At 33.5% G+C, this 14,838-nt stretch carries 18 protein-coding genes; 14 read left to right on the top strand and 4 right to left on the bottom strand.

Annotated elements, in window-relative coordinates:
• Nucleotides 1-296 precede the first annotated feature (296 nt).
• The 8 genes from LG651_RS01650 (at nucleotide 297) to moeB (ending at nucleotide 7,607) form a co-directional block, all read left to right on the top strand.
• Nucleotides 297-2,429 (top strand): TonB-dependent receptor, encoded by a 2,133-nt coding sequence (locus LG651_RS01650; RefSeq protein ID WP_226694420.1) that lies wholly within the window; start codon nucleotides 297-299, stop codon nucleotides 2,427-2,429.
• Between the two features lie 30 nt (nucleotides 2,430-2,459).
• Complete coding sequence (thiS, locus tag LG651_RS01645) at nucleotides 2,460-2,660, top strand: sulfur carrier protein ThiS (protein ID WP_226694419.1); 201 nt, start codon at nucleotides 2,460-2,462, stop codon at nucleotides 2,658-2,660.
• A 247-nt stretch (nucleotides 2,661-2,907) separates the two neighbouring features.
• Nucleotides 2,908-3,498, top strand: a complete 591-nt coding sequence (locus LG651_RS01640; protein ID WP_226694418.1) for a thiamine phosphate synthase — start codon at nucleotides 2,908-2,910, stop codon at nucleotides 3,496-3,498.
• A 5-nt stretch (nucleotides 3,499-3,503) separates the two neighbouring features.
• Nucleotides 3,504-4,142 (top strand): thiamine phosphate synthase, encoded by a 639-nt coding sequence (gene thiE / locus LG651_RS01635; protein WP_226694417.1) that lies wholly within the window; start codon nucleotides 3,504-3,506, stop codon nucleotides 4,140-4,142.
• A gap of 103 nt (nucleotides 4,143-4,245) precedes the next feature.
• A complete protein-coding gene (locus tag LG651_RS01630; RefSeq protein WP_226694416.1) occupies nucleotides 4,246-5,019 on the top strand; it encodes a thiazole synthase in 774 nt (257 codons plus the stop codon).
• 32 nt (nucleotides 5,020-5,051) lie between these two features.
• Entirely contained in the window at nucleotides 5,052-6,200 is a 1,149-nt protein-coding gene (gene thiH, locus LG651_RS01625) for a 2-iminoacetate synthase ThiH (protein WP_226694415.1), read from the top strand.
• A 17-nt stretch (nucleotides 6,201-6,217) separates the two neighbouring features.
• The gene (locus LG651_RS01620; RefSeq protein WP_226694414.1) at nucleotides 6,218-6,520 is read left to right on the top strand and encodes a DUF1330 domain-containing protein; all 303 of its coding nucleotides are present in this window, start codon (nucleotides 6,218-6,220) and stop codon (nucleotides 6,518-6,520) included.
• A 28-nt stretch (nucleotides 6,521-6,548) separates the two neighbouring features.
• The gene (moeB, locus tag LG651_RS01615; RefSeq protein WP_226694413.1) at nucleotides 6,549-7,607 is read left to right on the top strand and encodes a HesA/MoeB/ThiF family protein; all 1,059 of its coding nucleotides are present in this window, start codon (nucleotides 6,549-6,551) and stop codon (nucleotides 7,605-7,607) included.
• On the opposite strand, the gene LG651_RS01610 is transcribed toward moeB, so the two are convergent.
• Nucleotides 7,604-8,038 carry a hypothetical protein gene (locus LG651_RS01610; protein ID WP_226694412.1) on the bottom strand — a complete coding sequence of 145 codons (435 nt, stop codon included), beginning with the start codon at nucleotides 8,036-8,038 and terminating at the stop codon, nucleotides 7,604-7,606. The two genes, moeB and LG651_RS01610, sit on opposite strands and share 4 nt — an antisense overlap.
• Nucleotides 8,039-8,226: 188 nt before the next feature.
• Between LG651_RS01610 and greA the strand changes: the two genes are divergently transcribed.
• Entirely contained in the window at nucleotides 8,227-8,700 is a 474-nt protein-coding gene (gene greA, locus LG651_RS01605) for a transcription elongation factor GreA (RefSeq protein ID WP_226694411.1), read from the top strand.
• An 87-nt stretch (nucleotides 8,701-8,787) separates the two neighbouring features.
• Nucleotides 8,788-9,177 (top strand): HIT family protein, encoded by a 390-nt coding sequence (locus LG651_RS01600; RefSeq protein ID WP_226694410.1) that lies wholly within the window; start codon nucleotides 8,788-8,790, stop codon nucleotides 9,175-9,177.
• Nucleotides 9,178-9,376: 199 nt separating this feature from the next.
• Here LG651_RS01600 and LG651_RS01595 read toward each other — a convergent pair whose 3' ends face one another.
• Together LG651_RS01595 and LG651_RS01590 are read right to left on the bottom strand one after the other, a co-directional pair.
• The gene (locus tag LG651_RS01595; RefSeq protein WP_226694409.1) at nucleotides 9,377-9,721 is read right to left on the bottom strand and encodes a hypothetical protein; all 345 of its coding nucleotides are present in this window, start codon (nucleotides 9,719-9,721) and stop codon (nucleotides 9,377-9,379) included.
• A gap of 1 nt (nucleotide 9,722) precedes the next feature.
• Nucleotides 9,723-10,877 carry a sensor histidine kinase gene (locus LG651_RS01590; protein WP_226694408.1) on the bottom strand — a complete coding sequence of 385 codons (1,155 nt, stop codon included), beginning with the start codon at nucleotides 10,875-10,877 and terminating at the stop codon, nucleotides 9,723-9,725.
• Between the two features lie 119 nt (nucleotides 10,878-10,996).
• On the opposite strand from LG651_RS01590, the gene LG651_RS01585 reads away from it, so the two are divergent.
• The 4 genes from LG651_RS01585 to arsB all read left to right on the top strand — a co-directional run bounded on the left by LG651_RS01585 (nucleotide 10,997) and on the right by arsB (nucleotide 14,145).
• The gene (locus tag LG651_RS01585) at nucleotides 10,997-11,866 is read left to right on the top strand and encodes a flavin reductase family protein (protein WP_226694407.1); all 870 of its coding nucleotides are present in this window, start codon (nucleotides 10,997-10,999) and stop codon (nucleotides 11,864-11,866) included.
• 78 nt (nucleotides 11,867-11,944) lie between these two features.
• Nucleotides 11,945-12,322 carry a DUF3127 domain-containing protein gene (locus tag LG651_RS01580; protein WP_226694406.1) on the top strand — a complete coding sequence of 126 codons (378 nt, stop codon included), beginning with the start codon at nucleotides 11,945-11,947 and terminating at the stop codon, nucleotides 12,320-12,322.
• A gap of 83 nt (nucleotides 12,323-12,405) precedes the next feature.
• Nucleotides 12,406-13,026, top strand: coding sequence for a leucyl/phenylalanyl-tRNA--protein transferase (aat, locus tag LG651_RS01575; RefSeq protein ID WP_226694405.1), 621 nt, complete (start codon nucleotides 12,406-12,408; stop codon nucleotides 13,024-13,026).
• A 90-nt stretch (nucleotides 13,027-13,116) separates the two neighbouring features.
• Nucleotides 13,117-14,145 carry an ACR3 family arsenite efflux transporter gene (gene arsB / locus LG651_RS01570; RefSeq protein ID WP_226694404.1) on the top strand — a complete coding sequence of 343 codons (1,029 nt, stop codon included), beginning with the start codon at nucleotides 13,117-13,119 and terminating at the stop codon, nucleotides 14,143-14,145.
• A gap of 62 nt (nucleotides 14,146-14,207) precedes the next feature.
• Here arsB and LG651_RS01565 read toward each other — a convergent pair whose 3' ends face one another.
• Complete coding sequence (locus LG651_RS01565; protein ID WP_226694403.1) at nucleotides 14,208-14,807, bottom strand: DUF2490 domain-containing protein; 600 nt, start codon at nucleotides 14,805-14,807, stop codon at nucleotides 14,208-14,210.
• Nucleotides 14,808-14,838: the final 31 nt, after the last annotated feature.

Genomic DNA, 14,838 nt, shown 5'->3' with positions numbered 1-14,838 from the left:
TGCGTCGTTCTCATAAAGGGGTGCTTACTTAATTCAAAATTCTGAATTCAGAATTTTGAATTAAAAAAAGGCTGAGATCATACCCAATGAACCTAGAACAGGTAATGCTGTTTAGGGAAGCGAACGTTAAAAAAATGTCTAGTAAACAGTTTTAGTGAGTGCGGTTAGTTCATCTTTCATGATCCTATTGTTAAAGCTAAATGTGAACTAAATGTTTTTACGTTCAACAAATCATTTTTTACTAACAATTAAGAATAATTACCTCTTTTTATTCGATTAATTTTTATTTAATCGAGATGAAAAACATTTTTCTTTTTTTAACGCTTTTAGTGTTATCAGTCGGCGTAAATGCCCAACAAAATCAAACCCAAAAAGATTCTACAACAACACAAAAACTCGACGAGGTTTTAGTGAGCGCGGTAAGAGTTGATGCCGATTCGCCAATTACACACTCCGATGTAAGCAAACAAGAGTTGGCAAAACGTAATTTAGGGCAAGATATCCCTACGTTACTAAACTATTTACCATCGGTAGTAACTACTAGCGATGCCGGAGCTGGTGTTGGTTACAGCAGTATTCGTGTGCGTGGTACAGATGGTACACGTGTAAATGTAACTATTAATGGTATTCCTTATAACGACCCAGAAAGTCAAGGTACATTTTGGGTAAATTTAGGCGATTTTGCATCATCAACAGAGAGTTTACAGTTGCAACGTGGTGTTGGTACATCAACCAACGGTTCTGCGGCTTTTGGAGCGAGTATAAACTTGCTTACCGATGCTTTTTCCGAAGAAGCTTCAGGTGAAATTGCCAACAGTTTCGGTAGCTACAATACCAGAAAACACACGGTAAAATTAAGTACAGGTTTACTTAACGATCATTTCGAAATTTCAGGACGTTTTTCAAAGATTTATTCCGATGGTTACGTAGATCGTGCATTTACCGATTTAAAATCATATTTCCTTCAAGGTATTTATAAAGATGATAATACTTTAATAAAAGCTTTAACTTTTGGGAATAAAGAATACACGTATCAAGCTTGGTATGGTTTAACCGCCGATGAGTTAGAAGAAGATCGTCGTCAAAACCCATACACTTACGATAACGAAACCGATAATTATTGGCAAAACCATTACCAATTACATTGGAACGAGCGTATAAATAATAATTGGTCTACAAACATTGGTTTAAACTACACCAAAGGCGAAGGTTATTTCGAGCAATACAAACCAGAAGAATCGGCAGAAGATTTTGCTAATTTAATTGAAGAGGGTTCCGATATTATTGTGCGTCGTTGGTTAGATAATCATTTTTACGTAGTAAATGCAAACGTAACCTATAAAAACTCTGGCCTAGAGTTAATTTCTGGAGGATCTTACAATACTTACTCTGGCGATCATTTTGGTGAAGTTATTTGGGGAAGCGATTTAGCTGAAGGTACAGAAATTAGAGATCATTATTACTTTGGTGATGCCAAGAAAAGCGATTTTAGTGTCTTCTCGAAAGCCACATTCAAGTTAGCAGAATCACTTACTGGTTTTGTAGACTTACAAGGCCGTTTTGTAAATTATGAAACCGATGGTTTAAATTCCGATAGAGTTGAGTTTGTTACCGATGCTAGTTTTAGTTTTTTCAACCCTAAAGTAGGTTTAACCTATAAGCCAAGTGTTAATAATAACTACTATTTGTCTTACGCTAGAGCAAACCGCGAACCTAACCGTGGCGATTTTGAAGTAGGCGTAACCGAAAACGAAACTTTAAACGATATTGAATTAGGTTGGAGACACAACACCGAAAATATTGCAGTAAGTACAAACTTGTATTATATGTTTTATCAAAATCAGCTGGTGTTAACGGGCGAGTTAGACGATGTAGGAAGCCCAATTAGAGCAACTAGTGGTAAAAGTTATCGCTTAGGTTTAGAGGTTGATGCTACCATTAAGTTTACAGACTTTTTTAACACTACAACCAATGTAGCATTAAGTACCAATAAAAATGTAGACTTTACATCTTCTATCGATGGCGAATTGGTAAATTTAGGAAATACCAATATCTCATTTTCGCCAAATGTTGTTATTGGAAATGCGCTTAATTTTTATCCAACAAAAAGTCTGCAACTAACCTTATTAAATAAATATGTTGGCGAACAGTATATGGGTAATATCGATTGGGAAGCATCGAAACTTGATGCGTATTTTATAAGCGATTTTAATGTGAATTATGTTATCAATCCTAATAAAATATTTAAATCCATTGTGCTATCGGGACTAGTAAATAATATTTTTAGCAACGAATATGTGTCTAACGGTTATTTTGGAACTTACGACGATACTTGGTCGGTACCAGGAGAAACCACAACATTAAGCTACGAAGGGTATTATCCGCAAGCGACTATTAATTTTTTAATGGGTGTAACCTTAAAATTTTAAATATTTTTTAAAGTAAACCCAAGCAAAACAATGTATATTAAAGTAAACCAAACACGTCGTGAAGTACCAGATAACATATCGGTAGAGCAACTCATAGAAATCTATAAAGTTTCAATAAACGGTATTGCTGTGGCGATTAATAATGAAGTTGTAAAAAAATCGGACTGGTCATCAACAGATTTAAAAAGCGACGACGATGTTTTAATTATAAAATCTACTCAAGGTGGATAAATAATGTTATATTCAAGGATATGTTCTACGTGAAGATAATAAGAGCCTTTAAAGAAAAAGGATCTGAAGTATATTTGTAAAATAATCAGGGAGTTCCCACGCCAAAAAAAAGCGTGGGCGGGCTTTCCGTTATATCTTTTTTGTAGAAAAAACAAAAAAGGATGCCACTGCAATCCCTAACTCAAGTTCTCGATACATTTTGTTACACTGGGTTTCACAATAATATCAAGAAGTAATTATAACAGAAATGATAGTTTTAATAGCACCAGAGCAAGACATAACAAACGAAATTGAAATACTAAACCAGTTATTTCAAGAAGGTTTGCAATACTATCATTTAAGAAAACCAAATAAAGATTATAATCAACACTGCAACTATTTAAATCAAATAGATACAAAATATCATAACCGAGTTGTAGTGCATTATCATCACAAATTAATAAATCAATATAACTTAAAAGGTATTCATTTTCAGGAACAAAAGCGAAGAGATCATATAGATAATCCTGGGCAATATTTTAAAAATTTAAATATGTTTGGTAAAACCATAAGCTCGTCGTTTCACGAACCAGAAGAATTAGAAAACTGTTATTTCGAGTTCGATTATCATTTACTAAGTCCGGTATTTTCTTCCATATCTAAACAAGGGTATAAAGGTCGCGAATTCGATGTAAATCATATCGATAAAACCATAGTAGGTATGGGAGGTGTTACAGAGCATAACCTTTCAGAATTTAAAAAGCTAGGGTTTAAAGGCGTTGGTGTGCTTGGTGGTGTTTGGCATAGCGAAAACCCATTACAAAGTTTTATAAACATAAAAAATGCCTTTAAAAACTAACGAGTATGATAAGTAAATTACAATATATATCACAAGGAAGCACACCCGACGAGCATTTAAAAAACATACAAAATGCCTGTACATCTGGTGCAGATTGGGTTCAGTTAAGGTTAAAAAATTTAGATGAAAAAATAATATTAGAAACGGCACAAAAGGCTAGAGAAATAACTGGTCATTTTCAAACGCGGTTAATTATAAATGATTACTACAAAATAGCCAAAGCGGTAAAAGCAGATGGCGTACACTTAGGTAAAAACGATGCATCAACGCTCGAAGCCAGAAAACATTTAGCATCGTGGCAAATTATTGGAGGAACAGCTAATACACTTCAAGATTGCGAAAAACTAATTTCCGAAGAAGTAAATTATATAGGCTTAGGTCCATTTCGGTTTACAAAAACCAAAGAAAAGTTAAGTCCGGTTTTGGGCTTACAAGGCTATCAATCTATTCTAGAATTGCTCAACACCAAAACCCCAGTAATTGCCATTGGCGGAATTACCATTAACGATGTGCCAGAGTTATTAAAAACTGGAGTTTATGGGGTTGCTGTTTCTGGGGTAATTACTAAGAATTTTAATAATATTTCAGCATTTAATAAAGTGTTAGGAGGTCCAAGTACACGAGAACAAGTGTATAAATTATAATTTGATTAAATTAATTGTCACCTCGAGCGCAGTCGAGAGGTCTATGGAATAAACGAAATATAAATAAGGTCTCGACTGCGCTCGACCTGACAAGAGTAAAACAATGAATCAGCAATTAACAATAGCAGACAAAACATTCAACTCAAGGTTATTTACCGGAACTGGAAAATTTAGTTCATCTAAACTCATGCAAGAAGCGCTGTTAGTAAGCGAAAGCGAATTAATAACTGTTGCTCTAAAAAGAGTTGATATTAATAATGAAGACGATGATATTTTAGCACATTTAAACAAACCTCACATAAACTTATTACCAAATACATCTGGTGTTCGTGATGCTAAGGAAGCGGTTTTTGCGGCAGAACTATCGCGTGAAGCCTTAGAAACCAATTGGGTAAAATTAGAAATACATCCAGATCCAAGATATTTACTGCCAGATCCAATTGAAACTTTAAAAGCGGCCGAAGAATTGGTAAAAAAAGGCTTTGTGGTTATGCCCTATATTCATGCCGACCCTGTTCTATGTAAACGTTTAGAAGAAGTTGGGGTGCAATGTGTTATGCCATTAGGAGCACCAATTGGAAGTAATAAAGGCTTAAAAACACAAGATTTTTTAGAAATTATAATCGAGCAATCTAACGTGCCTGTAATTGTAGATGCAGGAATTGGTTCGCCGTCGCATGCAGCACATGCCATGGAAATTGGTGCCGATGCGGTTTTAGTAAACACAGCAATTGCAGTTTCGCAAAATCCCGTAACTATGGCAAAAGCGTTTAAAATAGCTGTTCAAGCAGGTAGAATGGCATTCGAGGCTAAATTAGCTCCTGTAAAAAAACAGGCAGAAGCGAGTAGCCCATTAACAAAATTTTTAGCTGATTAGCTTTTGGCTATTAGCGTTTAGCTTAAATAGTAATGATACAAAACGACATAGCAAAAAACGAAGGGCAAAAAACTAATAGCTTCACAGAAACATTCAAAAATTACACTTGGGATGAAGTTCTTCATGATATTAATTCTAAAACCATAAATGACGTAGAACATGCATTAGCCACAGAAAAACGAGATTTAGAAGACTTTAAAGCTTTAATATCGCCAGCAGCCAAACCTTTTTTAGAGCAAATGGCTCAAATAAGTCGTCAACTCACCAAAAAGCGTTTTGGTAACACTATGCAAATGTATGCACCACTTTACTTAAGTAACGAGTGCCAAAATATTTGCACCTATTGCGGGTTTAGTTTTACTAATAAAATTCCAAGACGAACGCTTACAGATGCCGAAATTTTAAAAGAGGTTAAATACTTAAAACAAAAAGGTTTCGATCATGTGTTATTGGTAACCGGTGAAGCCAACCAAACCGTTGGTGTAAACTATATTAACAACGCAATTAAACTTATAAAACCCTATTTTTCAAACATCACTATAGAAGTACAACCGTTAGAAAAAGATGAATATGAGTTATTGATGCAAAATGGTTTGTATGCCGTTTTAGTGTATCAAGAAACGTATCATAAAGAGGAATATAAAAAGCATCACCCGAAAGGGAAAAAATCAAATTTTAATTACCGATTGGAAACTCCCGATAGGTTAGGGCAAGCTGGAATTCATAAAATTGGCTTAGGCGCTTTATTTGGTTTAGAAGATTGGCGTGCCGATATTTTTTTTACTGCGTTACATTTAAAATATTTACAAAAACAGTATTGGAAAACAAAATACTCTATTTCTTTTCCAAGATTACGCCCGCATTCGGGCGGTTTAGAGCCGAAAGTAGAAATGACTGATGCCGATTTGGTACAACTTATTTGCGCTTACAGATTGTTAGATGAAGATTTAGAACTATCTATGTCTACGCGCGAAAGTGAACATTTTAGAAATAACATTGTGCAATTGGGTATTACGTCCATCAGTTCAGAGTCTAAAACCAATCCTGGTGGATATGCTGTAGAACCAAAATCGTTAGAACAGTTTGAAATTTCAGATGAAAGAAGCACCGAAGATTTCACCCAAATGCTAAAAGACCAAGGTTTAGAAGTTGTTTGGAAAGATTGGGAACATTTTGGGTAAATCACTAAATTTACTCTATGATTCATTTAACACAGCTTATCTATATTAAGGAAGGTCAAGAAGCTATTTTTAACGAGTTTGAAAGTGTGGCTATTCCCATTATTTCTAAATATAATGGAAGACTCGTGTTACGTGTAAGACCAAATAAAAATTCTTTAATTGAAGCTAAAATAGAACAGCCTTACGAAATTCATTTGGTGGAGTTCGATACTGAAGAAGACTTTGAAAACTTTAAAAAAGACGAGGAGCGAAAACAATTTTTACATCTAAAAGAACAAGCTATCCAAACTTCAATTTTAATTAAGGGAGAGAAACTATAATTAAAACCAACAACCTCAATAAACAACTATGCTTACAACAGAAGAACAAAAGCAATACAATCGCCATATCATTTTAAAAGAAATTGGCGAAGCAGGTCAGCTAAAATTAAAAGAAGCTAAAGTTTTAGTTATTGGTGCTGGTGGTTTAGGTTGCCCTATTTTACAATATTTAACTGCTGCAGGAATAGGCACCATTGGAATTATTGATAATGATGTTGTAGACCAAACCAACCTGCAAAGGCAAGTTTTATATACGATTAACGATGTTAATAAACCCAAGGCAGAAATTGTAGCTAAACGGTTAGAACAGTTAAATCCGTTTGTGAATTTTAAGGTATTTAAAGAGAAACTTACAAAGGAAAATGCAATAAGTCTTTTTAAAGCATTTGATGTTATTATTGATGGAAGCGATAATTTTCAAACCCGATATTTAACTAACGATGCAGCTGTAATTACAAACAAACCTTTGGTTTATGGCTCTATTTTTAAATTTGAAGGTCAAGTAAGTGTTTTTAATTTTAAAGGAAGTGGTACATATCGATGTTTATACCCAACACCACCAAAACCGGAAGAATCTCCTAACTGTTCAGAAATTGGAGTTATGGGCGTTTTACCCGGAATTATTGGCAGTTTACAAGCTAACGAAGTTATTAAAATAATTTGCGGAATTGGAGAAGTTTTAGCTAATAAATTATTGGTTTTTGATGTGTTGAGTATGCGACAAATAACTTTAAAGTTTAATAAAACTGAACATGCTAATATTAAAACATTAGAAGAAAATTACGATTTTTTCTGTGGTATTGCTTCAACAGAAAACGAAATTTCTTTAAGCGTTTTAAATAAAAACAAAACAGATTACAACTTGCTTGATGTGCGTGAAAATTGGGAACGCGAACAGCATCATATTGGCGGGTTACATATTCCTTTAAATCAATTACCCAAAAGATATCAAGAAATAAACACCGATAAACCGTTGGTTGTTTATTGTAAATCGGGCATCAGGAGTAAACATGCTATACAATTTTTACAAGAAGCTTTAACTAATAATGCAAAGCTTATTAATTTAAAAAACGGACTATCAATTTAATTGTATATCGTTAAAGAGTTTCCATTTTGCTGCACGCGGTAGTTTTTTAAAGCGCAAACTAAAGTAGGGTCGTCGTTATCGCTAATTTCACCAGTTACAAAATTATAAGTATTTCCGTTGCCACAATCGTTAGTTCCAAACAGGCCATTTGGCACTAAAGCAGAACAAGTACCTGGAACATAATTTGGGTCGCTAGCATCCCAAGCCATGTAACTAGAACCAGTATTTGCAACAATAATTCCATTATTTCCAATTCCAGAAATGTAAATTGAGTTTCCTACAAAACCTAGTGTACTGTATTGGGGAAGACTTAAATTAATGGTTATATTCACGTTAATATCGAGCAAGAAATTGCAGTTTTCGTTGGTTACAGTATTGCTGCTACAACTAAATAAGAATAAAGAAATTATTAGGGCAAAGAGAGACTTCATATGTGAAAATAATTTTGGCCAATTTACAACAAAAGTAATCTGTTTTAGTACTTTATAACTGTAAAATAATTATGTATTTAAAAATTTTGTATTTTTGTTTTACAATCTCGTATATGCGGGATTTTTTTGTATGCTGTCCCGATATTTCGGGATTTTCAGCTTTTTGTATTAAGTAAAACGATGAAGTTATGAGTAAAGTATCATACTATACACCAGAAGGATTAAAAAAATTAAGAGACGAGCTTAATCAGCTTAAAGATATAGAACGCCCAAAAGCCTCACAAGCTATTGCCGATGCACGAGACAAAGGCGATTTAAGTGAAAATGCAGAATACGATGCAGCTAAAGAAGCTCAAGGCATGTTAGAGATGAAAATTTCTAAAATGGAAGAGACTTTAGCTAATGCTCGAATTATAGACGAGTCGCAGTTAGACACCTCAAAAATATTAGTGCTAAGTAAGGTGAAGATAAAAAACCAAACCAACGGTATGGAAATGAATTATACTTTGGTAGCAGAAAGCGAAGCAGACTTAGCTTCTGGTAAAATATCGGTAAATTCTCCTATTGGTAAAGGTTTATTAGGTAAGTCTGTTGGCGATGTTGCAGAAATTAAAGTGCCAAGTGGTGTTATGAAATTTGATATTGTTGAAATTTCTAGATAATTCTTCATTTAAAATTTTTAAAAAGATTCCTTATCTCTTTTGGTTTGGAATCTTTTTTATATTTACATCGATACAAAATATTCTACTATGGCTTCTATTTTCACTAAAATAATTAACGGCGAAATACCTTGTTACAAAATCGCTGAAACCGAAGATTTTTTCGCGTTTTTAGATATTAATCCCAATGCAAAAGGACATACACTTTGTATTCCAAAAAAAGAGGTTGATAAATTATTCGATTTAGATGAAGCAACATATAATGGTTTAATGTCTTTTTCAAGACAAGTAGCAAAAGCCATAGAAAAAGCTATACCTTGTAACAGAGTTGGCTTAACTGTAATTGGCTTAGAGGTGCCCCATGCACATGTACATTTAATTCCTTTGAATGCCATGGACGATGCCAGATTTACTAAAAAGGAAAACTTAACAACCGAACAGTTTAAAGAAGTCGCAGAGGCAATTAAGGCATTTTTGTAAATGACATAAAAAAGTTTTTCTAAGCGTTTTTAACCATTTAAAGTCATTGTGTTATCTGTGCTCTTTACATTTTTTTATTAGATACTTACAGAGAATTACCCAAAGAAAATTTTTGAAAAACCACGATGTAAAACCAAGGCATTGCGTATTTATTTGGTTAAAAGGAAGGTGCTCAATAATGTTAGAGGAGGTTTACCCTCTAGTTTTTTAAGCCGAAGTAAACACCAATTGCAATAGCTGTAATTATAATAAAAGCAAGTGTAATCCAAAACGGATTTTTGTAATTTAAAACCTTTTCTGGAGTATTTAGTTTTTTATGATAATCGAAAACACGCTCAATATCTTCTGTCCATTGTACAGGGTAAATAGTAGATTCACATTTATTACAACTTAAAGTGTTACTAACATTTGTAGTGGCATTTTTATAAAAACTAGTTTCTATTATTTTTTGCTTAAATGTTAAGCGTAAACCCTCATTATTAAAACAAACCGGACAGTTGTTTTTTAAAGCGATTTCAGATAATGTAATGAACGTTTCTGGCATGTTAATTGTTTCGTTTTAATTGAATTTGAATGGTGGTGCCTTTGCCTATTTCGGAATGAAGAACCTTTATTTTTCCGTTATGAAAGTCTTCAATTATTCGTTTTGTAAGCGATAAGCCTAAGCCCCAACCACGTTTTTTAGTGGTAAACCCAGGCTCAAAAATTTTATTAAAATCTTTTTTAGCGATACCTTTACCGCTATCGGTTACTTTAATCATTACGTTGTTTTCTAATTGTGAAATTTCAACAATTAATTTGCCTCGACCTTTCATGGCATCAATGGCATTTTTCACTAAATTTTCAATAACCCAACTATAAAGTTGTTTATTAAGATTTACGATAATTTCTTCGTTTGGGATCTTTATTTCAAATGTTATAAGTTTTGATGCTCTCGCTTTTAGGTAATCAAAAGAGTTTACAGTTTCTTCAACAATATTCGAAGCCTCTAAAACCGGTAGCGAGCCAATTTTGCTAAAACGTTCGGTTATGGTTTGTAGGCGATCTATATCTTTTTCTATTTCAACAATATAATCCGGATTAACGTTTTCGGTTTTTAAAATTTCGGTCCAACCAATTAAAGAGGAAAGTGGTGTTCCTATTTGATGCGCCGTTTCCTTTGCCATACCAGACCAAAGCTTATTTTGTGTTGCGGTTTTACTGCTTTTATAAAAGAAATAAATTACGGCGGCAAACAAAAAAATAATTAAAAATAAGGCTAATGGGTAATACTTTAGTTTGTTTAAAAGTGGTGAGTTTCCGTAGTAAATAGTGCTAATTACCCTTCCGTCTAATTTTACTTTTATGGGGTTATTTTCTTCTTGAAACTTTGCAATTAATTTTTGTACTGCAATAGAGTCTATAACCTTACTTTCATCAATGTTATTAAAATCGTAGCTACCATTTTCGGCAACCATAATCATTGGTGTGGTTTTATTACTGGTAATAACTTTAAGTGGCAAATTACCAAGATCGATATCTAAATTTGTGGTTTTTAATAAGTCGGTTTGAGCAAACGACCAATTTTCCATTTTAATACGTTCTTCTTCTTTAAAATGCTGAAAAAACTCGAAGGTTTTCCATAAAATAAGAGAAACAATGGCAAAAGAAGCGGTAATAATTATCCAACGAAATAAATTGCTGTGCTTGCTTAAAATCATTAACAAAGGGATTTGTTCGGTAATATAATGCAATTCTGTTAATATTATTGTTTAAGTTGTTAGTAAATCGGTTTTTAGATGCAGGCAAGAATAGTTACCTTTGTTTAAATAAATTTGCGATGCTGTCCATAGATCCTAAATCCATATCAACGAGCCAGTTACATGGTTATTTGTTGAGTGCTGTGGCACCAAGGCCCATTGCTTTTGCAAGTACAATTGATGCCCAAGGACAAGCAAACTTATCGCCATTTAGTTTTTTTAACGTATTTAGTGCTAACCCACCAGTATTAATTTTTTCTCCGGCAAGACGAGTTAAGAATAATACAGTAAAACACACGTTAGAAAACGTAGAGGCAGTAAAAGAAGTCGTTATTAATGTAGTTAATTACGATTTGGTGCAGCAAATGTCGTTAAGCAGTACCGAGTATGCTAAAGGCGTGAACGAGTTTGAAAAGGCTGGTTTAACCATGTTAAAATCAGATATAGTAAAGCCGTTTAGGGTTGCTGAATCTCCGGTGCAAATGGAGTGTAAGGTTACCGATGTTGTAAAATTAGGAAATGAAGGTGGAGCTGGAAATTTAGTAATTTGCGAAGTTGTAAAATTGCATATTGATGAGGCTGTTTTAAATGAAGAAGGTAAAATTGACCAAAATAAGATAGATTTGGTTGCACGGGCTGGAGGAAATTTATACAGCAGAGCAAAAACAGGCTTTTTTGAAATAGCTAAGCCTTTAAGTACATTAGGAATAGGGGTTGATAGTTTTCCTGAAAACATAAAAAACAGTACTGTTTTAACCGGTAACGATTTAGGTATTTTAGGAAATGTTGAGGTTTTACCAACCCAAGAAGAAGCCGCTGAGTTTTTTAAAAACTTAGCGGTTAAAAAACCTGAAATAATAGCTTACAGCCAAGTAGAAAAACATGAGTTGGCTCGTAAATTTTTAAGTTTTGGTGATGTAGATAGTGCTTGGAAAGTATTGTTAACTTAAAAAATAAATAGACCTTTGTAGCCCACAGAAAAAATATAAAAAGTAAGATAAATAAATAGTAATAAATAATTTGATTAGATGGAAGTTCAAGGAAGAATTAAAGTGATTGGCGAAACCCAAACTTTTGGTAATAATGGGTTTAGAAAAAGAGAAATAGTGGTAACGACAGAAGAGCAGTACCCACAACATATTATGGTTGAATTTGTACAAGATAAAACCGATTTACTAAACAATTACAAAGTTGGTCAACCTGTAAAAATAAATATTAATTTACGTGGTAGAGAATGGGTGAATCCACAAGGAGAGACAAAATACTTTAACTCAATTCAAGGATGGAGAATTGAGGCTGTACAGGCTGAAGCCGGTGGAGAAAATTTACCTCCAGTTCCTCCAGCAGATGCGTTTGAACCAGCTGGCGATTTAAACGAAGACGATCACGACGATTTACCGTTTTAATTAGTTTTCTAAATTATTTTTTGGAATCGTGTATAACACTTAACCTTTCAATAGCTTATTGAAAGGTTTTTTATTTTTACAAAATGTATCAACTCACAGAAGACCTTTGGTTTCCAGATCCAGATGAAGCTTATAGCGATGGTTTATTGGCAATTGGAGGCGATTTAACTGTGCCGCGTTTACTGTTGGCATACAAAATGGGAATTTTTCCATGGTATGATGTCGAACCTATTTTGTGGTGGGCACCAAATCCGCGGTTTGTTTTATATCCGCAGGAACTTAAAATTTCTAAAAGTATGCGGCAAGTACTTCGAAATGGCAATTTTAATGTAACTGTAAATAAAGATTTTAAAGAGGTGATAACCCAATGTGCCTTAGCGAATAGAAAAAACCAAGATGGAACATGGATTACCAAAAGAATGATTGAAGCATATACTAAACTACATGAACAAGGTTATGCAAAATCGATTGAGGTTTGGCAAAACAATGTTTTGGTTGGTGGTTTATACGGTGTCGATATAAAAAATGGTGTTTTTTACGGTGAAAGTATGTTCACAAAAGTGAGTAATGCGAGTAAAGTAGGATTTGTTACTTTCATTAAAAATTCTAATTATACACTTATAGATTGCCAAGTGCATACTAAACATTTAGAAAGTTTAGGAGCAAAGCATATAACCGGAGAGTCTTTTTTTAAGTTGTTGTAATTAATTATTTCTTAACGTAAATAATTAAATCTTAATTTTGATAATATATCCAATCATCGTAATATTGCAATATTCAAATTAATGAATGCAATGAGAAAATTAAGCTTTCTAGATAAGAATTTAACCTTATGGATATTTATCGCTATGGCGATTGGAGTAGGAATTGGTTATTTCTTTCCAAGTTTTCCAAATATTATTAATTCATTTAATAAAGGAACAACAAATATTCCTATTGCAATAGGTTTAATTTTAATGATGTACCCACCCCTTGCCAAAGTTAATTATGCCTTGTTGCCAAAGGTGTTTCGTAATACTAAAATACTTTCCATTTCACTTGTTTTAAACTGGATTGTTGGTCCTGTATTAATGTTTGTTTTGGCCATTACCTTTTTAAAAGATTATCCAGAATATATGGTTGGTCTTATTTTAATAGGGCTTGCGCGATGCATTGCCATGGTTTTAGTTTGGAACGATTTAGCCGAAGGAAGTAGTGAGTACGGTGCTGGTTTGGTTGCATTAAATAGTATTTTTCAAGTATTTGGTTATAGCTTTTATGCATGGTTATTTATTACCAAATTACCGCCACTTTTTGGGTTTGAAGGTGCTATTGTCGATATTTCCATAGCAACAATTGCAGAAAGTGTGGCTATTTATTTAGGCCTTCCATTTTTATTAGGCATATTAAGCCGATTAATTTTGGTGAAACTTAAAGGAGAAGATTGGTATACAAACAAATTTATACCAACCATTTCGCCACTAACTTTAATATCTCTACTATTTACAATTATTATTATGTTTTCTCTTAAAGGCGAGTTAATAGTAGAAATACCAATGGATGTATTAATAATTGCTGTGCCTCTGTTAATTTATTTCGGATTAATGTTTATTGTTGGGTTCTTCTTTACCAAAGCTATGGGGGCAACATACGATAAAACGGCTGCAGTAGCCTTTACAGCCGCTGGTAATAATTTTGAGCTAGCCATTGCCGTAGCCATTGCTGTTTTTGGTTTAAATTCAGGTCAAGCCTTTGCTGGGGTTATAGGTCCTTTAGTGGAAGTTCCTGCTTTAATATTGTTAGTAAAAGTGTCTTTCTGGTTAAAGAAAAAATATTTCGCATAAAAATTTAGTGTAAATTGCTTTAAGGCCCAATGTATTCTTTCTGAAGCTTGGGTCTTTAAATTTTAAAGCTTAAATACAGCAGAAGTTAATAAGTATAAACTATGCTTCGCAATAATATTAAAAGCTTCAAGTCTATATTCTAAACCCGTTTGAAGCTTCAAAGTTTCAGAAACTTGCCAACCAATTTGAGTAATAGTGCGTTCGTCGAATTCTGCACTGTCCTTTTTACTAAAGCTCCAAAGCCCTTCTAACGAACAAAATAAATAAGGTTCTCCAACATCTAACTTTTCTCCGTTTAACGGAAAATCTATTGCAAACCTGTAACGTTGTCTAAATATAGTTTTAGTATCTAAAATACGTTGTTCGGCTCTAAACCTATGGCCAAACCTAACCAAGTGCTTCTGCTTTTTGTAATTAAATTGTTGCGTAAACCTAACTTCGCCACTACCAGTGTTAAATAAATCTCTGTTTCTGTAATAAATTCCTAAACTTAAATCATGATTTAGGTTTAGTTTTAAAGTTGAAAAGTGATAAACATCTAATTGCTGTTGTTTATAGCTAAAGGTATTATTCTCGTTTAAAAAGTAGCGAGATCGCGCTGCAAAGTTTACACTATAATTTTTAGTTGCTTTATGGCTAACAGAAAAAGCAGATTCTCCCATAAGGGTTAAATTATTTTGGCCGGTAACCGAT

This window comes from Neotamlana sargassicola (assembly GCF_020523965.1).
GTDB classification, from domain to species: Bacteria; Bacteroidota; Bacteroidia; order Flavobacteriales; family Flavobacteriaceae; genus Neotamlana; species Neotamlana sargassicola.
The sequence above is the reverse complement of the archived record's forward strand: the minus strand, read 5'-3'. Positions and strand labels throughout refer to the sequence as shown.